The following is a 25,753-nucleotide window of genomic DNA, read 5'->3' as shown; positions in this document are numbered from 1 at the left end:
AACTAAGCTGTTTTCACTTCTTTAACTGTAGCTAATCTTTTCTTTCTTTTCTTCACATTTCCTTGAATCACATAGTGATCGATTACAGGAGCAAATACATTCATTAATAAGATCGCTAACATAATTCCTTCCGGATATGCAGGGTTAAAGATTCTGATCATCACCGCAAAGAATCCAATCAAAAATCCATAAATCCATTTCCCTTTCATTGTTTGCGCTGCAGATACAGGATCTGTTGCCATAAACACCACTCCAAAAGCAAGACCTCCAATTACCAGGTGATTGTACCATGGGAAATTAGTTAGATCATTTCCTTCAACACCTAAAGCTGGAAGTGAGTTAAATATAAAAGCCATTATTGCTGCCCCAATAAACCCACTTAAAATAATTCTCCAGCTCCCTACTTTAGTAAGTACTAAAATAAGAGCACCGGCCAGAATACAAATTGTTGACGTTTCTGCAATAGAACCCGGAATTAAACCAGAGAACATATCCATTGTATTGTAAGGAACATCTGTACCTGATGCTAACTTCCCTAAAATAGTCTCTCCTGAAACACCGTCGACCTCATAAGCATTGTGTACCCATACAGTATTACCAGACATATAAGTTGGATAGGCAAAGAAAGCAAATGCACGTGCCGTTAAGGCCGGGTTAAGAATATTCATCCCTGTACCCCCAAAAGCTTCTTTACCAATAATTACAGAAAAAACTACAGAAACACCAACCATCCAAAGCGGAATATCAATTGGCATTACCATAGGAATAAGTAATCCAGTTACCAGGTAACCTTCGTTAACTTCATGCCCTCTAAAAATTGCGAAAGCAAACTCAATTCCAAGACCTATAGCATAAGAAACTATGATCATAGGTACGATTTTCGAAGCTCCTTCTAAAAAGGCATCCATAAACGGAACACCATTCGCATATTCTGGTAATTGATGTAAGTACTGGTATCCACCATTCCACATCCCAAAAATAAGGGCCGGGATTAGGGCTAACACTACTGTAATCATTGTTCTTTTTAGATCTACACCATCACGAATGTGAGCACCGGTTTTAGTGGTGTGGTTAGGTGTAAACAAAAAAGTATCCAGAGCATTAATGGCAGGAGCGTACTTTTCAAGTTTTTTGCCCTTACCAAAAGGCTCTTTAAATTTATCTAATCGTTGTCTTATCCATTCCATAATTAAACTTTTTATCCTACTTCAGTAATCATTAAGTCTAAACCAAGACGAATGATTTCCTGAGCTTCTATTTTAGAAGTGTTTACATAATCTATCAATGCAAAATCTTCAGGAGCTACTTCGTAAATTCCTAAATTTTCCATTTTCTCGATATCACCAGCCATACATGCCTTTAGCAATTGCATTGGATAAATATCCATAGGAAAAACCTCTTCCATTTCTCCCGTAACTACCAAAGCACGCTCTTCACCATGAAGATTAGTGGTAGGCTCATATTTTCTATTAGGAAACAACCATGACAATGATGTTTTCGAATTAGAATGGATATTATTATAAGTAAAAGGTAACCATCCAAACATTCTGTAGTTGTTACCTTCAGGAATTAAGGTTAATGTATTATGATAAAATCCTAAATAATGATTATTGGAGATCTGATCTCCAGTTAACACATCTCCAGAAATAATCCTTACATCATCTGGAACTTGATTACCGATAAGATCTGCAGAATTTGCTCCAATAATCACATTATAGTATTTTCTATCCTTAGCTTCACTTCCTGCTAAAGCAATTGCTTTTTTAGGCTGGAAGTATCCGGTTAAAAATAGATTTCCGATTACCGGAACGTGATCTGCACCTACCACCCAAACGCGCTCGCCCGCATTTACAGGATCGATCTTATGGATTTGCACACCTACATTACCTGCAGGGTGAGGGCCACTAACTTTATGTAACTCTACACCTTGGATATCCTTAAGAACTGGATACGAAGAATCATCTACAGATAGATGGACTTTCCCCGGTGTAAGTTTTTGTAAAGCGTAAATACCTTCCTGAAATGCTTTTACCTTGTCTTTTAAAACAAAGCCTAAGTCTGCAGCTAAAGGTGCTGTAGTTACGGCAGAGATAAAAATCGCCTTTGGCGTATCTTTTGGATCTGCTACAATGTCATAAGGACGTTGCATGATAAAAGCACCGCAACCACTTGCAAGGATTTTTTCCTTAACAGCTTCAGCCGGAGCGGTAGCTGCATTAAGTTTTCCAAAATCTTTGTAAGAATCTGTAGTATCGGCTTCGATAATCACCTCAACTATTCGGCGCTTTTCAGCTCTTTTAATTTCTTTCAGGGTTCCGCTAACCGGCGAAGTAAATCTTACCTCTTCTGTATATTTAGAAAAGAAAATTTCGTCTCCCGCTAGTACTTTGGCTCCTTCTTTAAGAACCATTTTAGGAACAACTGAGTGAAAATCTGGAGGTTTAATCGCATAGGTCTTGGACCTTGGGGCCTCAACTATTTGTTTTTCCGCCTCCCCTTTTAATCGTAGAGTAAGTCCTCTTTTAATTCGAATGTCTTTTGACATAGGATGGAGTGTATATTATAAAGTTTATTTTAAAGTCGTGCAAATTTATATTTTTCACGAGATTTTTCCCAACAAACTACTGTTTTTTCGGGCTAGTCAATTGTTAAAATAAGAAGCATTAAATTAAGGTATACTAATTGTAAGTACATTTACCTATATTTTTTCACAATGAATAGATTAGTTTTTTTGATCGTTTTCTTAAGCTTTACAAGCCTTGGCCTTAGTCAAGCAGAGCAGGAAATGGCTCCACCAAATTACATAAGAACTGTTAAATTATATGGGGAAAATTCTACCAATAATGGAAATCCTATAATCCCAATCAACGGAATGTTAAATTTAACATTTGACGATATCATTGGAGATGAAGCCGATTATTATTATAAAATACAATATTACGACTATAACTGGCGCCCTACACAACTTTCGAAAAATGAATATATGGAAGGCCTGGATAATATAAGAATTATGAATTACCAAAATTCTTATAATACCCTTCAGCCTTTTTCGCATTACGAATTAAGTATTCCGAACCAGTATACCAAGGCACTAAAAGTTTCTGGAAATTATATGATTAAGATTTTCAATGAAAATGAAGAACTGGTTTTTTCAAGAAAATTTATGATTTACGAATCTGAAGTTACTGTCACTCCTGTTATCAAAAGAGCTAGAGAACTTCAATTTATAGACACTAAACAAGTGGTAAATTTCACAGTAGATTCCCCTAGCCTGTTGCTTCGAAATCCCGATCAAACTGTAAAGCCTTTAATTATTCAGAATAACAACTTAAAAACTGCCATTAAAGACATCAAACCCCAATACACCATCGGTAACCAGTTAATTTATCGATATGATATGCCAACTTCCTTTTGGGGCGCTAATGAATATTTGAAATTTGACACCAAAGATCTTAGAGCGACAACCGCAGATATTGCAAGAATCGACGTAGATCAACTATACCACCATTATTTGAATCTGGACATCTCTAGGGCTACGCCCCCTTATACTTATAATCCTGATATTAATGGCGGATTTGTAATTAGACAACTTGATGCTGAAGATGTTGACACTGAAGCCGAATATACCTGGGTTCACTTTTCTTTAAAAAATTATGAGCCATTAGATGGTGGAATATTACATATTTACGGAAATTTTAATAATTTCACTCCCGACCAAAGTACGGCGCTTAATTACAACGAAGAAACCGGATATTATGAAACTGCCCGTCTTTTTAAACAGGGATACTACGATTATAAATATGTACTTGTAAATAAAGACGGTGCCATAAATGAAGGGTTTATTAGTGGAAACTACGACGAAACAGAAAATGAATATCGAGTACTCATCTATTATCGCGAAATCGGGGGAAGATATGACAGGATTATTGGCATGGGCACGGCAAACTCCAAGAATATTAGCAACTAACCAATTGCATATAATCTCATGAACTCTAGACGATCTTTAGTAAAGTATCGCGGTGAAGAATGTCTTAACTGCGGGAGAAGTTTAGAAGAAGAGCATAAGTTTTGCCCCAATTGCGGCCAATTAAACTCTATTAAAAAATTGGCTTTGGGTGACTTCTTTTCTGAATTTTTCTCAGGTCTTTTTGCCTATGACTCCCGGTTCATAAGAACTATGAGGATACTGCTTTTTAAACCTGGTAAAATCTCCAAAGATTATATTCAGGGTAAGAGAATGAGATACGTAAATCCTTATCGCTTCTTTTTAACTACAGCCATTATTTTCTTTCTAATCTATGGTTACGATAATTCTTTTGAAGGTATAAATCTTGGCAAAAACCCTGAAGAGATTACTACAGAATTAAAAAAACTTAATGAGGAAAATAATGCTGATATCGACTTTGGAGGAGCCTCTTTTAAACAATTGGATTCAATTATACTTTCAAATAAAGAAAAAACGTATAAAGACTACTTAGTAAAACAAGAGGAAATAGACACGATGTCTTTTATGAAGGCTTTAGACGTTAAAACTACCTTATTTCACCATTATTTTATTGAATCCAGAAATACAAATCCTTCAGATGCGCTTTCTAAACTCAAACTAAAAAACTCGGCGTTTAACCGGTGGGTGTATAAAAAGGCTATAGATTTTAATTTAGTAAGAGAAAACCCTCAACTTTTCCTTAATTACTTAATCGGTAAACTTCCTTTTATCATATTTATATTCTTACCCATCTTTACACTTTTCTTAAGTCTGATTTATATTCGGTCGAAATATAACTATATGGAGCATCTTACATTTGCATTTCATACACAGAGCATGTTTTTCATATTGTATAGCGTTGCATTGATTATAGATATTTTCACCAAAAATAGTTACGGAGTAAATATTGCCAATATTATTTTTATCGGATATCTGTACCAGGGATTACGAAAATTCTACGCACAGGGCAAATTCAAAACCATTGTTAAATTTATGATTCTCAACATAATATTTTTTACCTTAGCCATAATTGTGGGATTGATATCGGTATTCGGCTCGTTCGCAATTTTTTAGAAATTCATATGGTTGAACAAATAACTAAAGGTATTAAAATTTCAGTACAGACTTTTTTTGATGGCATTCTTTACGATCGCTATCAGGTAAGATATGCTTTTGGTTATAAAGTGACGATAGAAAATCAAAGTAATGATTCGGTTCAGTTAAAATCTAGATTTTGGAAAATCAAAGATGCATTAAATAAAACCGAAACTGTAGAAGGTGAAGGGGTTATTGGCAAAAAACCAGTGATAAAACCAGGAGAAAAACACACCTACCAAAGTGGATGCCTTCTAAATACTCCATTTGGGGCCATGAGCGGATATTACAACATGATTAATTTCACTTCTACCCGAAAATTCAGAGTACAGATTCCTTCTTTTAAGTTAAGTGCGCCGTTCGCACTAAACTAAATGATCCAAGCTTAGTATTTCAATGTTTCCGGTAGCTAATTCTTCATATCTAAACTGCTTTCTATTTTCGCTAATTTCAATCTGGGAAATACTTTGTGTTTTTAAAAATCCACGATCTACTATTAAATCGATATGTTGATCTCCAATGCCGGCCTTATGATGAAAGTCCCAAACTTTCTCTGCTGTAATTTCATTATTTCTCCTGAAATCATCGAACCAATTCTCTCGCTGTTTTTTCATGTCCGAGTCATATAAAGGTGAAGAAGACCAGATTTGAGGTTTTAGCGGAATATCTCTTAAGTGGAGTTGTTTAGCATCCCAAACCATTTCTGTAATTACCAAACCTAAATTCCAATCTGCACAAAGCATTGTAAAAGGTTCTATTCCTTTAAAATCATAATTTTCAGCGTAGGCTTTTACGGCGTCTGCAGCTAAAAATTCTTTTACAATAACTCCTCTACTTTTTTGGTAAGGTGGATTTCGTTTATGAGCTTTAAATTCTCCATTCATAATCCCAACCAGTCGTTTTTTATCGCTTACACCCAGCCAGGTACCTCCTGCAACCGCATCTTTTGGAAAAATCATTTCACATCCATTAACATAATGCATTGTAGGTGCAAAAGTTCGCCGATTTACGGCCTCATCGCGGTTAAAGCTTAACAAGAAAGAATTTGAATTTTCTTCTCCGGGAAAAATACTTACTGTACACATAATATTTTCTTAAACAAAAAGCTGAATGTACGAAAAAAGTTAAGCTTACTTAAAAGCCTAATTTAGTTATGCTTAATCTTTATTATTTTTTTACCTTTAAAATGATTTAAAAACCTATAAAAACTAGAAAAACAATAACATGGGAAAAGGATTTTTTCACGTTCCTAAAGCTGTAAATGAGCCAGTAAAAACTTACGCTCCGGGAACACCAGAAAGAGAAGAAGTATTATTAACATATAAAGAGTTGTACAACACTAAATTTGATGTACCACTTTACATAGGTTCTGAGGAAATCAGGACCGGAAAAACAGCTACTATAAATCCACCTCACGATCATAAACATGAATGTGGAGTTTATCATTTAGCTGAGAAAAAACATATTGAAAAAGCAATAGATACTGCTTTAGAAGCTCGTAAAAAATGGGCAAAGTTAGAGTGGGAACAACGAGCTGCTGTGTTCCTTAAAGCTGCAGATCTAATCTCTGGCCCATATCGCCAAAAGATGAATGCGGCAACAATGATAGGGCAATCAAAAACTATTTTTCAGGCAGAAATTGACTCGGCTGCAGAGATTTGTGATTTCTTACGTTTTAACGTGGAGTATATGACAGAGCTTTATAATGAGCAACCAAACTCTTCTGATGGATGTTGGAACAGAGTTGAATACAGACCATTAGAAGGTTTTGTTTACGCTGTAACACCATTTAACTTTACGGCAATTGCTGGTAATCTTCCTACTAGTGCGGCTTTAATGGGAAATGTTGCTATTTGGAAGCCAAGTGATAGCCAAATGATGTCTGCACAGGTTTTAATGGATGTATTTAAGGAAGCAGGAGTCCCAGAAGGAGTTATAAATATGGTTATGGGAGATCCTGAAATGATTACAGATACGGTTTTAAAAAGCCCAGATTTTGCCGGTATTCACTACACCGGAAGCACAGAAGTTTTTAAAAATATTTGGGCCAAAATCGGTAATAATATTCATAAATATAAGTCATACCCAAGAATTGTTGGCGAGACTGGCGGTAAGGATTTTATCATCGCACATCCAACATCTAACCCTAAACAGGTTGCTACTGCAATTACCAGAGGGGCATTCGAATTTCAGGGACAAAAATGTAGTGCAGCATCTAGGGTTTACCTTCCAAAAAGTTTATGGCCAGAAATCAAAGATTTTGTGGTAGAAGATGTAAAATCAATTAAAATGGGATCTCCAGAAGATCTCACCAATTTCTTTACTGCTGTAATTCACGAACGATCTTTTGATAAATTAGCTTCTTATATAGAGAAAGTAAAAAAAGATGATGATGCAGAAATTGTAGTTGGGGGTAATTACGATAAATCTGTAGGATATTTTGTAGAACCAACAGTTGTTTTAGCAAAAGACCCTCACTATACTACTATGGAAGAGGAGCTATTTGGTCCTGTTGTAACTATTTATGTTTACGAAGATGAAAAATGGGAAGAAACGCTTCATACCGTAGATAACACAAGTGCTTATGCTCTTACTGGAGCGGTATTTTCTGGCGATCGTTACGAAGCAGCGAGAGCTACAGATATTTTACAAAATGCGGCAGGTAACTTCTACATTAATGATAAACCGACCGGAGCTGTTGTAGGCCAACAACCATTTGGTGGAGCAAGAGCTAGTGGAACGAACGATAAAGCAGGTTCTAAACTTAATTTGATGCGTTGGATATCTCCTCGTTTAATTAAAGAAACTTTTGTTCCTGCAACTGATTATAAATATCCATTTATGAAAGAATAATCTTTCATAAAGATACTTATTCCAAAAGGCTACTTATTGTAGCCTTTTTTTTATTTATAGAATTAACAACAAAGACTTTAATAATAAACATCAAGACAATAAAATTAAAAACAAAAACTTTTATCGCTAAAAAACAGCACTTTATCGATATTTTGTAAAAAAATATTAGATTTGCTACGATGCATAATGATAAGAGAAAATTGAGTGCCCTAAGCATCTTTGAAAATAATTTATCCTACTTAAAGATAGCTACAAAGAAAAGTTTTAAAGGTATCTGCCTATGCAGAAAACTACTTTTCCTAGAGCCATCATAATTTTAGGGCTATTTTTAGCGCTTTCTTTAATCAACCAATCTGAATCTTTCGGATTGGAAGAGGACCTTATTATCACATCTTCATCAAAAGATGCGACCTGCCATAATGCTAATAATGGCAGTATTGATATTGAAGTATCTGGAGGTAGCGGCAACTATACTTATCAATGGACTGGACCAAATTCTTTTTCTTCATCGAATAAAGATCTTGTAAATTTAAAAGCCGGATCTTATACCATATCAGTATCCGACGACTCAGGAAATACCGGTATCGAATCAATTGTTATTAATCAGCCAGACAAATTTATTCTTGAATCATTTTCTCCCACCAAGGTTTCCTGTTTTGGAGGAAGTGACGGAACTATTTCTGCTGGCAGTGTTTCCGGTGGGACAGCACCTTATCAATATTCTTTAGACGGAACTAGCTTTTCTTCTAATACAGAATTTAATTCACTTGCAGCAGGGAATTATACACTGTATGTTCGCGATGCAAATAATTGTTCTATTTCAACAAATATCGAAATTACACAACCAGAGCAATTAGCTATGGCAACACCAATCTCCGAAAATGTTTCTTGTTTTGGTGGAAATGACGGATCAATTTCAGCGGGTACTGTTTCTGGTGGGACAGCACCTTATCAATATTCTTTAGACGGAACTAGCTTTTCTTCTAATACCGAATTTAATTCACTTACAGCAGGGAATTATACCCTGTATGTTCGCGACGCTAATAACTGTTCTATTTCAACAAATATCGAAATTACACAGCCAGAGCAATTAGCTATGGCAACACCAATCTCCGAAAATGTTTCTTGTTTTGGTGGAAATGACGGAACTATTTCTGCTGGCAGTGTTTCCGGTGGGACAGCACCTTATCAATATTCGATCGATGGAATTAGCTTTTCTTCTAATACCGAATTTAATTCACTTACAGCAGGGAATTATACGCTATATGTTCGCGATGCAAATAATTGCTCTATTTCAACAAATATTATCATTAAAGAGCCCACACAACTAAGTATGTCTGGACTTTCTTCAGAAAACGTTTCCTGTTTTGGAGGAAGTAACGGAAGTATCACAATTGGAAGAGTATCTGGTGGAATAACACCATACCAATATTCGATCGATGGCACTAATTACCAAACAAACAAAAAGTTTAGTAATTTATCTTCTGGCGTATACAATATAACCATCCTTGACAACAATGGATGTACAATTAGTCAGACTATACAAATCTCACAACCTGAAGACCTTAAAGCTAGCGCTCCATCGATAACCAATGTCTATTGCTATGGCGCTTCAAATGGAGAAATTACCATAGGAGACGTTAATGGTGGCACCACCCCATATGAATATTCTATTGATAACATTAATTTTCAAACAGATAAGAACTTCTCAAACCTGAGCTCTGGTACTTATACGCTCTTTATAAAAGATGCAAATGCCTGTAGTATTCAGCAACTGTTTACCATAGATCAACCAGACGAACTTATTTCTAATTACAATAAAATTAATGTTAACTGTTATCAGGAAGACTCAGGTAGAATTGAATTTAAAGGAGCCTCCGGAGGCAGTGAAACTTTTCAATATAGTATTGATAATGGTGAAAACTGGTTTAATTCAGCTGTTTTTAACAATTTAAAACCAGGATCATATACCTTGAAAATAAGAGATAAAAATAATACAGATTGTGAAAAATTAATAGCAAATGATATTCAAATAAACGAGCCAGACGCTGCAGTAAATGTAACTGTAAACACTACCAGAACTACTGTTTTTAACTCTAAAACAGGTACTGCAGAGGCTTACCCCAGTGGAGGAACTCCTGGTTACACCTATGAATGGAGAGCTGCCGGTAATTCTATGGTCATAGCTACTACAAAAAAAGCAACAAATCTGGCGGCCGGTAATTATAAACTAAGCGTTTTTGACAAAAACGGTTGTGGTAAGACTGTGGATGTTGTGGTTAATGAGATTTTAAAAGCAGAGATCTTACCGACTTCTATATGTGAAGGGGAAAATAATGTACGTGTTAGTTATTTTGAAGTAGCAAATGTTACGGCCTATGGAGGTATGCCTCCATATTCTTATAGTTGGAATTTCGACTCAGATGGAACATACACCACCAATACCGGAATAGGATCTCACAGGGTTACCTATCCTACAGAAGGTAACCGAAACATCACTTTAACGGTTACCGATGCCCAAGGTTTTAGTCGTGATTTTATATACCAACAATATGTAGGCGAATGTTATGTAGACAATTGCGGTTCTAACGATTTTGGTATTTCTGGATATTACATTGGTGATGCTTCAGGCACAGAAATAACATCAGAAAATTGTAATAACGGAGATCAGAAATATATTTATGTTCAACTTGATCAAAATACAACTAGATACTCATTATATACAGAATTCACTTATAGCGTTAAAAGTTTAGAAACTGGCGAAACCAAAATAATAAGAGAGTTTGGTTGTTTTTATGAAAAAGAAGGAATCCCCATTAATGCTCGTACGATACCTATTAATTACCAGTGTGGTGACGAAGTTTCGATTGATAATATTTACCTGACCTTCTCCAACAATAGCAAAAATGCCTGCGGACAAAGCAGCAAGTCTAAATGCTTCTCTACTAATAACCAGGAAATTGTTTTTACTCCCCTTTACGCCAGAGCCACCCCCAATCAGTTAGATTGTTTTGATTCTGAATTAGGAACTATAAAGGTACAAGCTTCGGGAGGAAGAGCTCCTTACAGTTATAGTATCACCAATGCTAATTCGGGTTATCAAAAGGAAAATTTATTTGAAATCTTAAAGGCCGGTTCTTATGATGTTTGGGTTAAGGATTCCGAAGGAACGATATTTAAAATCCCATCGGTGGTTATTACGCAGCCTGATGAGCCGATTACCATGGAGTTTGAAATTCAGCAGCCTATTTGTCCCTGTGATAAAGCAACGGTGACGGTAAATCCTACAGGTGGCACACCCAAAGTTGAGAACGGAACTGCCATTTATGAGTATTTATGGAATGATGCAACCGGATCAACCTCAAAAACACTTAATAATCTTGAACCTGGAGAGTATACTATTACCGTAATTGATGCCAATCAATGTCAGGCTATCCGAACAATCAATATCATAGAACCGGAAAAATTAACCCAGGCGATCACTGGAGAAGACAAAACTTTAGGATGCGGTTATTTTCAAACAACACTAGATGCGAATACACCGGAATTTGGAACTGGCAGATGGAGTGTAGTCAATGGTCCCTCAAATTATAATTTTATAGATCCCAGCGACCCCTTCACCAAATTTATAGGTGATGAAGGAGAATATACGTTAAGATGGACCGTATCCAATGATAACTGTTCAAGTTATGCAGACTTAAATCTAAAAATATCAGCTAATTGCAATACGCTCGATTTTGATGGAATAGACGATCATATTTTGATAGGTGACTCTTTTAATATGCAGGATAAAACAGAGTTTACCATTGAAGCATGGATTAAATCTGAAAGTAATATCGGCTTAAAAACAATTATTTCAAAAAGAGATGTTCAAAACCTAAATATAGGAGGCTATGATTTGATCATTAACTCCGGCTCCCCAACGTTTAGGTGGAATGATAATTCTATTTCAACCTCACATAAGGTGAAGCAAGGAGTCTGGCATCATATCGCCGTAATGTATAAGGAAAAGAATATGAAGTTATACGTAGACGGTATTCCTTTAGCAAATAAAAGCGGTAGTGCTCCTGGCAATAGTAACTCTCCGTTTATTATCGGTGCTATTTTTGATAGCGCCAATCAGGATACTCCTTCTAATTATTTTGATGGTTGGATTGAAGAACTAAGAATCTGGAACAAAAGCCTTACAGAAAAACAGCTACGATTTTTAATGAATCAACGTATTGCAGTTGCCAGTAATCCCTTACGAGGAAATTTACTACCTGTTGATGTACCCGGGGATCTAAAATGGTCCGATATCGAAGCATATTATCAGTTAAAAGGTGACCCTGAAGCTATTACTAAAGGTTTAACTCCTGAAATAACCGGCAATCACAGCAATGGTCTTATCAGAAATATTACCACTACCCAGGATAACACTGCGCCCCTCCCCTATGTTCTTAGTGAAGAAAATCAAGACTGGACAAATCCGGCTACATGGCTTTTGGCTCCTACAATAAACGATTCAAAAATATCAGAAAGGAATGTTTGGCAAGTTCCCGGAAGTTATGGTATTGATGGAGAAACGACTATAGACTGGAATATTGTAGAAATTTCTCAGGATATATTCTATCCTTATGCGACTTCTACAAAACCTTTACAATTGCTAGGATTAATTTCAAATGGAGGAACTCTAAATATAATGGGAACAAATCCACCCAAAGGAGGGACCGGCAACCCATTAATCGTAACCGACTATTTAAAGCTGGACGGAATTATAGACTTAAATGGAGAATCTCAATTAATCCAAACCGAAGGAAGTGTACTCGATCCCAACAGCAGTGGAAGCATTCAAAAAGACCAACAAGGCACAGCGAATTCTTATAACTACAACTATTGGTCTTCTCCTGTAAGTACAAATTCAATAAACTCGGGATTCACCATCGGAGAAGTCTTAAAAGACGGCACCGATCCCGATAATATCCAGGAAATTTCATTTAGTAGACAAAATACCTGGGCCGATTCCAGAAATTATACGGGACCAAAAAGAATTAGTACTTATTGGTTACATAGGTTTCACCAAATCGCAATTTATTCCGCATGGGAACAAATAAACCAAAACACAAAACTAAAGGCTGGTGAAGGTTATACAATGAAAGGAACCTCTGGTTCTGTAGCTATTTCTACTTTACAGAATTATACATTTAATGGGCTCCCTAATAATGGGAATATAACATTAGAAATTCAACCTAATGAAATTTTTCTAATTGGCAATCCTTATCCCTCAGCTTTAGATGCAGAACAATTTATTCTTGACAATCTTGATAAAAATACTGTTAATGGTGCCACAGGGGATAAAAACCTTTTTAATGGAGCGGTATATTTTTGGGATCATTTTGGCGATAGTAATTCACATTATTTAAAGGATTATGTTGGCGGCTATGCGACCTTAAACTTAATAGGAAGTGTACCGGCAGTTGCTACAGACGAAAGAATTAATGCGAATAATTCGCAAAGCAAACGAATACCGGGAAAATATATCCCGGTGGGACAGGGATTTTTTGTAAGTAGCTATTTGAACAATGCTAATAGTAATATTACCATTATTAGCCAAGGAGATATTCTATTTAGAAATGCCCAAAGAATATTTGCTAAAGAAAGCGTTTCAAGTGAATCACAATTTTTAAAACCAGAGAGTGTTTTTCTAAAAACACTTAATGCAAGCGTAAAAGTAAAGGCAGATGAAAGACAGAAAATTCGATTAAACTTTAAATCTCCTGGAGGCATTAATAGACAAATCATTGTAGGCGCTGATAAAAACACAAGCTTTGGATTTGATCTAGGGTATGATGCTCCACTTTACGATCGCCAGAAGGAAGATATGTTCTGGCTAATGGAAGATCAGCCACTTGTGATTCAGGGCATACCAGACTTTAATGATGATCGTGTGCTCGACCTTGGACTTATAGTCTTGTCGAATAATGAATTTTATATTGAAATTGACTCTCTTGAAAACATTCCTTCCGAAAAAGAAATTTACCTTTTAGATCGTAAAGACAGTACTTATTATGACTTAAAAGCAGAAAAATATATTGCCACTATTGATAGTGGCTATCACAAAAATCGCTTCGCCATAACTTTCCAAAAAGCTGAAGATCCTGACGCGGAAGAAACAGCTGAAGAAGATCCCGACAGCGACGAAACAGGCGATGATGATAATGAAGATATTGGTGAGAATGATGAAAATCCTGAGAAGCCAGAGATTTCAGAAGAGGAAAATAATGAAGAGAGCGAAGAAGAAATTACAGGAAACTTTAAAGTGCTATATCTATCAGAAGAGCAAAGTGTCTATCTGGAAAACCCACAATTAATCCAGATTAAAAGACTATTAATTTATAACATTAACGGAAGTCTAATAAAAGCATTTAATGATATCCCTATTATTTCAGAAATATACATTCCAATGGAAAGCAAAATGAGTTCGGCGGTATATATTCTGAAAATTTATACGGAAAAAGGCGTAACTAATCTGAAGTTTGTTAGAAATTAAGAATTTTCAATATCCAAAAAAGCTAATTATCACTACTGTATAGCTCATGTTTTGAGTTTTTTAACAATAAGAATAATTAGTATAAAAAGTGGAGCTTCCACTTCACTTTTTTAGCCTTTATATTTTAATGGTAAATGCACTACTTTTTTGGTTTCGAAGAAATCTTCTTCAAAATAATCGGTTAAATTATAGATTTTTGCCGTTTGATAATCGGCGAGCTCTTCAGCTAAATCTCCACCTTTTAAATAAAGAATTCCATTCTTTAATTCGTGAGTGCTTTTTTTAGCAATTTTCCCTTTAGTCCATCTCACAAATGTAGGCATAGCCGCCACTGCCCTACTGATAATAAAGTCGTAATGTCCATCGATATTCTCTACACGGTCATTCGTAGTCTTTACATTTTGCAAGCCTAAACCTTCAACAACTTCTTCTACCACTTTCATTTTCTTACCTATAGAATCTACTAAATGAAAACTTACCTCAGGAAAAAGAATAGCCATTGGAATACCAGGAAAACCGCCACCAGTGCCTACATCAAGTATATGCGCACCTGGATTAAATTTCTGAACCTTAGCAATCCCTAGAGAATGTAATACATGTCGCAGGTACAATTCGTCGATATCTTTTCTGCTTACCACATTAATTTTAAGGTTCCAGTCTTTATAAAGATCTTCTAAACGTTCAAAATGAGTAATTTGCTCTGGACTAAGTCCGTCAAAATATTTCCTGATTAATTCCAATTGATTAATTTTTAAACAAAATTAGAAATTTAGTATTAAAGTGGCTATTTAATTCGTTTCGAAAGTTTAATATTTTACCTTTGACTATAGATTAAAAATAAAAATGGATTTATCACAACCACATATACGATTTTCGCGAAAGGATTCTGCCAATTTTTTTAGAACCCTAAACAAGCGAGTAAACAATTATTTTAAAGAAAATAATATAAAAAAAACAGGAAACTGGCAATTGCACTTAAAGACGGCCATCATGTTTTCCATGTTTTTAACACCTTATTTTCTTATCCTCACTTTAAACATCTCGCAATGGTGGATGCTTTTGCTTACCATTGTTATGGGAATGGGGATGGCCGGCGTTGGCATGAATATTATGCATGATGGCAATCACGGCTCCTATTCTTCTAAAAAATGGGTAAATAAATTTATGGGAGGCACGATTTATATTCTTGCCGGGAATGTATACAACTGGCAGGTACAACATAATGTGCTTCATCACACCTATACCAATATTCACGGCCATGATGAAGATTTAGATGCCGGTAGAATCATTCGTTTTTCTAAACATGCCCAATGGCGAAGATTCCATAAATTTCAGCATTATTATTCTATTTTCTTATATGGTCTTTTAACTTTTAACTGGGCTATTACCACAGACTTTAAACAAACAAAAAGGTATCTTAAAAGAAAACTTTCTTATGGAAAAATGCCTAACCCCATAAAGCAATGGAGCACTGTTGCTATTACAAAACTCATCTATGTTTCGGTATGGATCATGCTTCCCATGCTTATTTTATCGATTGCCTGGTGGAAAATTTTAATCGGATTTTTTGTAATGCACTATACTGCCGGATTAATTTTAAGTATTGTATTTCAATTGGCTCATGTTGTTGAAGAGACCGATATGCCATTACCAGATGACACCGGTTCTATGAAAAACACCTGGGCGATCCATCAATTATTTACCACGGTAAATTTTTCAACCAAAAACAAAATAGTAAACTGGTTCACCGGCGGTTTAAACCACCAGGTAGAGCATCATATATTTCCAAATATTAGTCATATTCACTATTCAAAAATTGCCGAGATCGTAAAAGAGACCGCCAGGGAATGCAATTTGCCATACAACGAATACAAAACCACACGCGCAGCGATTATTGCCCATTTTAAATATTTAAAAGAAATGGGGGCAAAACCTGCAATATCGTCTTAATACTTATTTATTAATCATTTTAAAATGCAAGAAAAACTCTCTAACAGGATTAACAATTTAGCAACCTCGCAAACGCTGGCAATGGCAGCGAAAGCGCGTGAATTAAGAGCAGAAGGTAAAGATATTATCGGGCTTTCACTGGGAGAGCCAGATTTTAATACACCAGATTTTATTAAAGATGCCGCCATCCAGGCTATTAACGATAATTATAACTCTTACAGCCCGGTAGATGGTTATGTAGAACTAAAGGATGCTATTATTACTAAATTCAAAAGAGATAATAATTTAACCTATACGCACCCTCAGATTGTAGTTTCTACAGGAGCTAAACAATCTTTGGCAAACGTAGCTTTAGCGATGCTTAATGCCGGTGACGAAGTTATTTTACCATGTCCTTACTGGGTTAGTTATGCTGAAATCGTAAAACTTGCAGAAGGTGTCCCTGTTGAAGTTCCTACCACACTAGAGTCTAATTTTAAAATGACTCCAGAGCAACTTGAAGCTGCTATTACCCCTAAAACAAAAATGCTTTGGTATAGCTCACCGTGTAACCCAAGTGGTATGGTGTACACTAAAGAAGAGCTTAGAGCTTTAGCTGATGTTTTGGTAAAACACCCAGATATCATCATAGTAAGTGATGAAATTTACGAGCATATTAACTATATTGGTGCACATGCTTCCATGGCCGAGTTTGAGGATATGTACGACCGTACCGTTACGGTGAATGGAGTTGCAAAAGCCTTTGCCATGACGGGATGGAGAATTGGTTATATTGGAGCTCCTGCCTGGATTGCACGCGCCTGTAACAAATTACAGGGACAGGTAACCAGCGGAGCTAACTGTATTGCTCAAAGAGCAGTGATTACTGCTTTGGAAGCTCCGGTTAGCAAGATTAGCTACATGATAGATACCTTTAAATCCAGAAGAAAACTCATCATAGATTTACTAAATGATATCGAAGGTTTCGAAACGACAGAGCCTGAAGGTGCTTTCTATGTTTTTCCCAATATCTCGCATTACTTTGGTAAAACCATTAAAGGACATACGATCAACAATGCAACAGATTTCTCGATGTTCTTATTAGAAGAAGCACTTGTTGCTACTGTTACCGGTGATGCTTTTGGAAACCCTGAATGTATTAGAATTTCTTATGCGGCCAGCGAAGAACAAATAGAAGAAGCATTAAAAAGAATAAAGTCAGCTTTAACTGAATAAATTTATTGACACCGCAAAAAGCTGAAATAACCAAGTACTAATAATTATCGGGATAATTTTAAATTGCAAAAAAGTTTACCTATTAATACTTGCGGGTACTTGATTCTATTTAGCTATACTTAAAAACCGGCCAAGCGCCGGTTTTTTTAATCTATATTGAATATCTTATTAAATTATCAAATACCGATTAGCGATTTCTCCAGAAAAACGGAGTAAGAATAATTAAAACTGTAAACAGTTCCAACCTTCCTATAAGCATTAAAAAAGAGCACCACCATTTCCCAAAATCAGGTAATAAATCAAAATTATTTACCGGGCTAAGCGCTCCAAAAGCAGGTCCTATATTTCCTAAAGAGGATGCAGCGCCACCAATAGCAGTTTCAAAATCTAAACCTAAAGCAGCTAAAACAACAGCACCGATAATAAAAGACAACATATAAAGAATAAAAAATCCCTGAATATTAAATACAATACCACTGTTAATAGACTTTTTATTGAAACGTACCGGTAAGATGGCATTGGGATGAAGGGTTCTCTTAAATTCGATCAATCCGTTACGAATCATTATAATATGACGCATCACTTTTACCCCACCTGCGGTACTCCCGGCGCAACCACCAAGAAAGAACATTCCAAAATAAAAAATGGTTAGGAAAGGGGTCCACATCGTAAAATCTGCCGACACGAATCCTGTGGTAGTAATTACTGTTAACACCTGAAATAACGAATGTCTAAATGCACTTTCGCCTTCGCCCCAAATCATTGGATGATCTATGGATGATAACGAAACATCTGCCTGAAAATATACAATTAAGGATGATATGATTGTAAAAGCAGCCACAAAATAGAAATACCACTTAAACTCATCATCCTGTAGTACGCGTTGTACTCTTCCTTTAAACGCGAAGTAACTCATCACAAAGTTACTACCCGCTAAAAACATAAATAGGATGATAATATACTGGATCATTGGATTATCATTCCAATAAGCCATACTGGCATTTTTGGTAGAAAAGCCTCCGGTAGATAAGGTACTGAAGGCATGATTTATGGCATCAAAAAAGTCCATACCCGCAAGCATTAACAACAGTGTTTCTGCAGCGGTATAGCTTACATAAATCAGCCATAATCGTTTTGCGGTATCGGTAATTCTTGGCTTTAGCTTGTCGGCACTTGGCCCGGGAGATTCTGCAGCAAATAACTGCATTCCTCCTATCCCCAACAGTGGTAATATTGCTATCGCCAAAACGATAATTCCCATCCCTCCAATCCAATGGGTTAAGCTTCGCCAAAACAATACTCCTTTGGGTATCGATTCGATGTCGTTTAAAATCGAAGCTCCGGTGGTAGTGTAACCAGACATGGTTTCGAAAAAAGCATTGGTAAAATCAGGAATAGCCTTGGTCATTACATAAGGCAAAGATCCGCTTAACGCCATAAAGATCCATCCAAAACTTACAATAATATAGCCTTCCCTAACTTTTAATTCTTTTCTGTGTCCACGGGTAGTAAACATAAGTAGCGTGCCAATAAGCAACGTCACTAAAGCGGCAGCAGACATTCCCAGGGTAACCCCATCTTTATAAATAAAACTAATAAGTACAGACAGTAACATAAAACCACCGTTACAAATTAACAGCAGTCCCATAACATGCAAAATGACCTTAAAGTTTAATTTTGGCATTACAGGAATAATTTTTCAACCTTCTTAATAGATCTTGGAAGACAGCAAACAACAATACGATCGCCGGGTTTAATTAAAAACTCGCCCAAAGCGATGATCCCTTCGCCATGGCGAATAATCCCGCCAATAATTGCTGATCGTGGAAAATCCAGGTTTTTGATTTTTTTATCGGCTACCTGAGACCCCGGCTTAACAATAAATTCCAAAAGCTCGGCATTCATATTGTTAAGTTTTGTCATCGCCACCACTTCTCCTTTTCTTATATATCTAAAAATATTGTTAGCCGCAAGCAGTTTTTTATTAATTAAGGTATCGATTCCTATAGAATGACTTAGCTGAAAATAATCCATATTTTCAACTAAAGAGATAGTCTTTTTTACACTTTTAGATTTTGCCACCAGGCAAGACATAATATTGGTTTCAGAATTACCGGTTACTGCAATGAAAGCATCCATATCGTGAATATTCTCTTCTTCCAGCAATTCTACATTTCGGCCGTCTCCATGAATAATCAGAGTGTTCGGCAATTCATCAGCAAGATCGTAAGCTTTATCTTTACTGGTTTCCACCAACTTTACGTTAAAGTTATTTCGGCATAGGTCCCTGGCGGTTTTTCTTCCAATTTTACTCCCTCCCAGGATCATTACACTTTTAATTTCCTGTTTGGTTTTCCCGGTAAGCTTATAGAGTTCTTCTACCCCGCTTTTTAGGGTAATAAAATATACCTGATCACCTTCTTTAAATTGGGTATCACCACGAGGTATCAAGGTATACTGCGTTCCAAAACGTTGGATGGCAATAGGTACAAAATTAAGTTGCGGAAAAATTCTAGCCGCTTCTTTTACCGTTTTCCCCACAAAACGGGCCGTTCTGGATAAACTTAACCCGATCATGGTTAGAGCACCTTCTTCAAACTCATAAGAATCGTTAAAAGCCGACTGGTTTAATAACAAACCAATCTCTCTTGCAGCCAAAGCTTCCGGAGAAATTAACTCGTCTATCCCAAATTGGGTAAAACCAATTTCCTCTTTTTTCTCTAAAAATTCAGTATTCGAAATTCTGGCAATCGTTCGCATTGCACCAAGCTGTTTAGCCAGTACGCATACCGTAATATTAGTCGCCTCGCTAGAAGTCACACTAATCAACATATCGGTATATTTTACCTGTGCTTCCTTTAAAATCGCAATAGAACTTGCATCCCCTTTTATGGTACGAATATCTAAATGCGTATCTGCATATTGCAATCTATCCCGATTAGGATCGATTAGGGTTATGTCCTGAGATTCAAAAGAAAGTAATTTAGCTAAATGAAAGCCCACTTCACCTGCGCCGGCGATAATTATCTTCATATAACAGCTTCAAATTGTAAAGAAGTAGCAAATGTAAGTTATTTTTAAATAAACCTAAAACTGAGTAGATAAGAACAATTCAGAAATGTTTATCTACAAATTATTCTATAAAACTTATCTTTGATCCAAAATTGCAAAAATGGGCAAAAAAGTAACTCCGTATCAAGGTTCTTCTCAAAGCAAAAAGCAGCAGGTAGAACAAATGTTCGATAATATCTCTGGAAATTATGATGGCTTAAACCGGGTTATTTCTATGGGAACAGATGTGAGCTGGAGAAAAAAAGTGGTACAAATGGCCAAAGATCACCAGCCAGAGACTGTTTTGGATATCGCTACAGGTACCGGAGATCTTGCCATCCAGATCGCTGAAGCTGCTAACGCAAAAAAAATTGTAGGCTTAGACCTTTCTGAAGGCATGCTAAAAGTAGGACGTAAAAAGATTATGTCCAAAAACCTGCAAACCAAGATCGAAATGATCCAGGGAGATTCTGAGGCTTTACCTTTTGATGACAATTCTTTTGATGTCATCACTGTAGCTTTTGGGGTTCGGAATTTTGAAACACTGGAACTTGGCTTATCAGAAATTTACCGGGTACTAAAGAAAGGTGGATTATTTATAGTACTGGAAACCTCAGTACCTACTAAATTTCCATTTAAACAAGGATATAAATTTTATAGCAGTTTTATTTTACCAACTATCGGAAAATTATTTTCTAAAGACAAAGAAGCCTACACCTATTTAAGTAAAAGTGCAGCCGAATTTCCATATGGAGAAAAATTCAACAATATTTTAAAGAAAATTGGGTTTATATCTGTAGCAAGTAATCCACAAACTTTAGGAGTTGCAACCATTTATAATGCATCGAAGTAATTATCAAGGTAATTGTATGATACGATATTTCTTACTACTCATCATTCTATTCTCGTTTACACAGGCGCAGGCACAGCTTTTTTCTAAAGAAAAAGTTCAGCAAAGTGTAGATATCGACAATAAACGGTGGTCCTGGGGTTATTTTCTTGGTTTCAACACTTATGATTTCAACTTTAAGTATGATGAGTATGACCCTAGTCCTCGTACCGGCCGTGAGGTAGGAATACAGCGAAATATTGGTTTTAACGTTGGTCTTTTAGGTAACTTAAAACTTCACAAAAATCTTGATTTACGATTACAACCGGGCGTAAATTTTGCTTCCAGAGGTTTTTATTTTCCTTTAGGAAATGGTGTAAATGAAGAAAACAGGTATCGGGAGATTAATTCTACCTATATTCACGTACCGCTTTTGTTAAAAATCAATACGAATCGTTTAAATAATTTTAGGCCCTTTATAATTGGTGGAGTTTCTTATTCGGCTAATCTTTCCAGCAATGAAGATAAAGCCGATGATAATTACGATGGGCAATTTAGAATGACGACTAATAATTATAATTGGGAAATTGGTTTTGGTATTGATTTCTATCTTTATTATTTTAAATTCACGCCTTCTATTCGCGGCGTGTTTGGTTTTAACGATGAGTTGGTTCGTGATGACACTCCAAATAGTCAGTTTACCGGCAATATTGATAAAATGACCACCCGTGCCATATTTTTAAATTTCACTTTTCAATAAGATTCGACAACAAACTTCTTTTAGAAGAAAAATTATAATCACTGGCCCAAACCCCCAGATTTAAAATTGGAACCTTTCTTTTTAACAATTTCAAATTGAATGCAAGAAAGCCCAGTCATAAAATTCAGGGTTATAAGTTAATTTCTGCGGAATTCACTTAGGAAAATTGCTGTAGCTGTTGCTACATTTAAACTTTCTGTTTCTTGAGATTGTCCGAATTGTGGAATACTGATTTTTTCTGAAATCAAATTTTCAATTTCCGGATTGATTCCATTAGCCTCGTTTCCTAAAACCAAAACAGATTTTTGCTGAAGCCTTTTTTGATATACATTTTCACCATCCATAAAGGTACCGTAACTCACTATATCCTGAGATTGTAGAAATTCAGAAAGGTTTTTATAAACCACATTTACTCTGGTGATGGATCCCATGGTAGACTGGATTACTTTTGGATTAAAACAATCTACCGTATCTGTACTACACACCAGATTTTTAACCCCAAACCAATCGCAAAGCCTAATTATTGTACCCAGATTTCCAGGATCACGTACGCCATCTAAGGCGACAGTTAGATCCTCTAAAACTCCAAGGTTTTGTTGCGGAATTTTAAAAAGGCCAAGAGCTGTTTGTGGTGTTTTAAGAAAACTGATTTTCTTTAAATCACGTTCCTCAGCCAAAACAAACTGATCTTTAGAAACATCAAAAATGGCTTCAGAAGCAAATAGTTTGTCTAATCGAAAATCAGAATTTAAAAGCTCCCGGATTACTTTGATTCCTTCAGCCACAAAAAGTCCATTTTTTTGTCGGTACTTTTTTTGACCCAGGCTCGTTATTAATTTAATTTGGCTTTTACTAACCATCCAAAAAATGTATTTTTGATCATTTTAAAACCTAATGTTTGAAAAGGCTTTTCGCAAAAATATCATTATTTTTTTTAGTTCTCTTTTTTATATTTTCGTGTGATGCGGTAAAACGCTTAGACGAGAACCAGCAACTATTAGAGAAAAACGAAATTTTTGTAAATGGTGATAAAATTAGTCAGGCAAATATTTACAACCAATTAGACAAAGAGCCCAACACCCGTTTACTTGGCATTCCTTTACGTTTACACTTTTACAACCTGGCCAGGCCCCATATCGATTCGGTATTAAATAAAAAATATATTCAGGATTCCGTCAAATTCAGGAGGCTGGTAAACCGGCTCTCTAGAAAACAATTTGACCAGTTAATCCAAAATAAAAAAGATTTTAATGCCTGGATTAAGAGAACCGGTGAAGCACCGGTGACAGTTCGAAGTAAAGACATTCAGGATTCTGAAGAAAAATTGAAATCCTATTACTGGAATAATGGCTGGTTTAACGTAGAAACCAAATCTGAGGTAATCTCTTTAAATAAAGAAAAACGTGCCCGTGTTGAATATTTTGTAGAGACTGGAACGCCTTATGATATCGATTCTATAAAAACCAGGATTAGTTCTCCTGTACTGGATTCTATTTATAAGGAACACGATCAAAACACGATCATAAAATCTGGCGTACAATACAAAACCTTAGATTTTAATGCAGAAAGAGATCGTTTAACTACCCTATTCAGAAATAATGGAATTTATGATTTCGAACAGGAATATATAAGTTTTGATGCTGATACCATTAATACTAATCACAATGTAAATACCAGCGTTATTATCGGTGATTTACCAACTAGTGAAGAAGATACGGTAAAAAAAACATTTAAAATTCACAAAATTAGTAGGGTAAACATTATTACCGATTATAAGTTTGTAAATAAAAATAAACCTCTTTTAGATAGTGCACAGGTAAAGGGTGGTTATTATCTATATTCCTATGACGAGCTGGATTTTAAACCCGATGCTATTACTGATGCTGTTTTTATAAGGCCCGGGCGAATTTACCGTGATATTGATCGCACCCGTACTTATAACCGTCTAAATTCTTATCGTGTTTTTAAATATCCTAATATCCAGTACATGCCAGACCCGGCAGATAGCACCGGCACCGATTTAATTACCAATATTTTCCTAACTCCGCAACAAAAATATTCGTTAGGGTTCAATTTTGACGTTTCTCAGTCCAATATCCAGCAATTTGGAATTGGTTTTGGAGGTTCTTTATTAATACGAAATGTTTTTGGTGGTGCTGAAAATTTCGAAATTTCGGCCCGGGGTAGCGTAGGATCTTCTAAAGATGCTGTAACTTCCAGTAACCAGGATCAGTTTTTTGATATTACCGAAATTGGAGCGGACGTAAGCCTAAGTTTTCCCAGGATATTTTTACCCTTTAATACCGAAAGATTTATTCCAAAATATATGTCTCCGTTTACCTCTTTAAGTCTTGGGGTAAGCACACAGACCAATATTGGGCTTGATAAACAAAACATTACAGGAGAATTGAATTATAAATGGTCCCCTTCCAGAAAGCTTTCAAACAGTTTTGATTTGCTGGATATTCAATACGTAAGAAACCTTAATGCTGCTAATTATTTTAATGTCTATCGCAGCTCGTATCAGGATCTAAACGAAGTTGTAAACTCTGTGAATGTGGTTACCGATCCCGCCTATTTAAACGGTAACGGAAATCTTACCATTCCTAATGGCGCTGATGCCTTTATAAATGATATTCAGAATAATCGTAGCGCTACTACAGGATTAACCAATGAACAATCGCAGATCGTTAGAAATATTGGGGAAAGAAAACAACGACTTACAGAAAACAATTTGATTTTCGCTTCTAACTATACGTATTTATGGAATACAAAAGATAATCTTTACGACCGCGAGTTTACCCGATTTCGTTTTAAAATTGAAACTGCGGGAAACTTTTTATCGGCAGTAGCCGGTATTGCCAATCTGGATAAAAATCAAAATGGCAATTACGATATCTTAGGCGTAAATTTTTCACAATATGTAAAACCGGAAGTCGATTTTATCAAACACTGGGATTTGGGGCATGATAACATTTTTGCCATTAGAGCTTTTGGCGGGGTCGCTATCCCTTACGGAAACGCCAACAGCATCCCTTTTACCCGAAGTTTCTTTGCCGGTGGCCCTAATGATAATCGCGCATGGCAAGCCTATGACCTTGGACCGGGGAGCAGTGGAGGACGTAATGAATTTAATGAAGCCAACATGAAACTAGCGTTTAATATTGAACACCGCTATAATCTTTTTGGATCTTTAAATAGTGCATTTTTTGTTGATATAGGCAATATCTGGAATGTACTTGATATAGTAGAAGACGATGCTTCTACCTTTACGTCTTTTGCAGACCTGCAGGATCTTGCCGTAGGTTCTGGTTTTGGTTTACGCTACGACTTTAATTTCTTTATCCTCCGTTTTGACATTGGTTTTAAAACTTACAATCCTGCCAGAGTATTAGGTAACAGATGGTTTAAAGAATATAATTTTGGTAGTGCAGTATATAATGTTGGGATCAATTATCCTTTCTAAGCCAGTTTATTTTATTATTT

General features: G+C 36.0%; 17 protein-coding genes. 10 read left to right on the top strand and 7 right to left on the bottom strand.

What is annotated here, in order from left to right:
- Positions 1 to 2: 2 nt before the first annotated feature.
- Together AC13DP_RS11345 and AC13DP_RS11340 are read right to left on the bottom strand one after the other, a co-directional pair.
- Positions 3 to 1,187: an NADH:ubiquinone reductase (Na(+)-transporting) subunit B gene (locus AC13DP_RS11345; RefSeq protein WP_347405819.1), complete on the bottom strand. Its 1,185-nt coding sequence runs from the start codon at positions 1,185 to 1,187 to the stop codon at positions 3 to 5.
- Positions 1,188 to 1,198: 11 nt separating this feature from the next.
- Positions 1,199 to 2,545, bottom strand: a complete 1,347-nt coding sequence (locus tag AC13DP_RS11340; protein ID WP_013070447.1) for a Na(+)-translocating NADH-quinone reductase subunit A — start codon at positions 2,543 to 2,545, stop codon at positions 1,199 to 1,201.
- A gap of 168 nt (positions 2,546 to 2,713) precedes the next feature.
- Here AC13DP_RS11340 and AC13DP_RS11335 point away from each other — a divergent pair, with 168 nt between their 5' ends.
- Genes AC13DP_RS11335 through apaG form a run of 3 tightly spaced genes read left to right on the top strand, consistent with a single transcriptional unit; the run spans position 2,714 to position 5,454 of the window.
- Entirely contained in the window at positions 2,714 to 3,967 is a 1,254-nt protein-coding gene (locus tag AC13DP_RS11335) for a type IX secretion system plug protein (protein ID WP_483067844.1), read from the top strand.
- A gap of 18 nt (positions 3,968 to 3,985) precedes the next feature.
- Positions 3,986 to 5,059 carry a DUF3667 domain-containing protein gene (locus AC13DP_RS11330; protein WP_483067843.1) on the top strand — a complete coding sequence of 358 codons (1,074 nt, stop codon included), beginning with the start codon at positions 3,986 to 3,988 and terminating at the stop codon, positions 5,057 to 5,059.
- Between the two features lie 8 nt (positions 5,060 to 5,067).
- Positions 5,068 to 5,454 carry a Co2+/Mg2+ efflux protein ApaG gene (gene apaG, locus AC13DP_RS11325; protein ID WP_013070444.1) on the top strand — a complete coding sequence of 129 codons (387 nt, stop codon included), beginning with the start codon at positions 5,068 to 5,070 and terminating at the stop codon, positions 5,452 to 5,454.
- Here the strand turns inward: apaG and AC13DP_RS11320 are convergent.
- Positions 5,446 to 6,165, bottom strand: coding sequence for an NRDE family protein (locus AC13DP_RS11320; RefSeq protein ID WP_483067842.1), 720 nt, complete (start codon positions 6,163 to 6,165; stop codon positions 5,446 to 5,448). The genes apaG and AC13DP_RS11320 overlap by 9 nt on opposite strands.
- 139 nt (positions 6,166 to 6,304) lie before the next feature.
- On the opposite strand from AC13DP_RS11320, the gene pruA reads away from it, so the two are divergent.
- Positions 6,305 to 7,933: an L-glutamate gamma-semialdehyde dehydrogenase gene (gene pruA / locus AC13DP_RS11315; RefSeq protein WP_013070442.1), complete on the top strand. Its 1,629-nt coding sequence runs from the start codon at positions 6,305 to 6,307 to the stop codon at positions 7,931 to 7,933.
- A 280-nt stretch (positions 7,934 to 8,213) separates the two neighbouring features.
- On the top strand, positions 8,214 to 14,462 hold the full coding sequence (locus tag AC13DP_RS11310; protein WP_483067841.1) for a LamG-like jellyroll fold domain-containing protein: 6,249 nt from the start codon (positions 8,214 to 8,216) through the stop codon (positions 14,460 to 14,462).
- A 110-nt stretch (positions 14,463 to 14,572) separates the two neighbouring features.
- Here AC13DP_RS11310 and rsmG read toward each other — a convergent pair whose 3' ends face one another.
- Positions 14,573 to 15,202, bottom strand: a complete 630-nt coding sequence (rsmG, locus tag AC13DP_RS11305) for a 16S rRNA (guanine(527)-N(7))-methyltransferase RsmG (RefSeq protein ID WP_013070440.1) — start codon at positions 15,200 to 15,202, stop codon at positions 14,573 to 14,575.
- A 103-nt stretch (positions 15,203 to 15,305) separates the two neighbouring features.
- Here rsmG and AC13DP_RS11300 point away from each other — a divergent pair, with 103 nt between their 5' ends.
- Together AC13DP_RS11300 and AC13DP_RS11295 are read left to right on the top strand one after the other, a co-directional pair.
- The gene (locus AC13DP_RS11300) at positions 15,306 to 16,412 is read left to right on the top strand and encodes a fatty acid desaturase family protein (protein WP_228250998.1); all 1,107 of its coding nucleotides are present in this window, start codon (positions 15,306 to 15,308) and stop codon (positions 16,410 to 16,412) included.
- Positions 16,413 to 16,436: 24 nt separating this feature from the next.
- Positions 16,437 to 17,627, top strand: coding sequence for a pyridoxal phosphate-dependent aminotransferase (locus tag AC13DP_RS11295; RefSeq protein ID WP_272959364.1), 1,191 nt, complete (start codon positions 16,437 to 16,439; stop codon positions 17,625 to 17,627).
- A 187-nt stretch (positions 17,628 to 17,814) separates the two neighbouring features.
- Here the strand turns inward: AC13DP_RS11295 and AC13DP_RS11290 are convergent, their stop codons facing one another.
- Positions 17,815 to 19,311, bottom strand: coding sequence for a TrkH family potassium uptake protein (locus tag AC13DP_RS11290; protein ID WP_041578674.1), 1,497 nt, complete (start codon positions 19,309 to 19,311; stop codon positions 17,815 to 17,817).
- A complete protein-coding gene (gene trkA, locus AC13DP_RS11285; RefSeq protein WP_013070436.1) occupies positions 19,311 to 20,660 on the bottom strand; it encodes a Trk system potassium transporter TrkA in 1,350 nt (449 codons plus the stop codon). Before trkA ends, AC13DP_RS11290 begins: the two co-directional genes overlap by 1 nt.
- A gap of 139 nt (positions 20,661 to 20,799) precedes the next feature.
- On the opposite strand from trkA, the gene ubiE reads away from it, so the two are divergent.
- Positions 20,800 to 21,531 carry a bifunctional demethylmenaquinone methyltransferase/2-methoxy-6-polyprenyl-1,4-benzoquinol methylase UbiE gene (gene ubiE / locus AC13DP_RS11280; protein ID WP_013070435.1) on the top strand — a complete coding sequence of 244 codons (732 nt, stop codon included), beginning with the start codon at positions 20,800 to 20,802 and terminating at the stop codon, positions 21,529 to 21,531.
- 16 nt (positions 21,532 to 21,547) lie between these two features.
- Positions 21,548 to 22,267 (top strand): type IX secretion/gliding motility protein PorT/SprT, encoded by a 720-nt coding sequence (porT, locus tag AC13DP_RS11275; RefSeq protein WP_228251000.1) that lies wholly within the window; start codon positions 21,548 to 21,550, stop codon positions 22,265 to 22,267.
- 137 nt (positions 22,268 to 22,404) lie between these two features.
- Here porT and AC13DP_RS11270 read toward each other — a convergent pair whose 3' ends face one another.
- Positions 22,405 to 23,127, bottom strand: a complete 723-nt coding sequence (locus AC13DP_RS11270; RefSeq protein ID WP_228252412.1) for a TrmH family RNA methyltransferase — start codon at positions 23,125 to 23,127, stop codon at positions 22,405 to 22,407.
- 38 nt (positions 23,128 to 23,165) lie between these two features.
- Here AC13DP_RS11270 and tamL point away from each other — a divergent pair, with 38 nt between their 5' ends.
- Positions 23,166 to 25,733 carry a translocation and assembly module lipoprotein TamL gene (tamL, locus tag AC13DP_RS11265; protein WP_347405829.1) on the top strand — a complete coding sequence of 856 codons (2,568 nt, stop codon included), beginning with the start codon at positions 23,166 to 23,168 and terminating at the stop codon, positions 25,731 to 25,733.
- Positions 25,734 to 25,753: the final 20 nt, after the last annotated feature.

It is taken from the genome of Zunongwangia sp. L-65, assembly GCF_056859415.1.
This window is presented reverse-complemented; position numbering and strand designations above follow the sequence as displayed.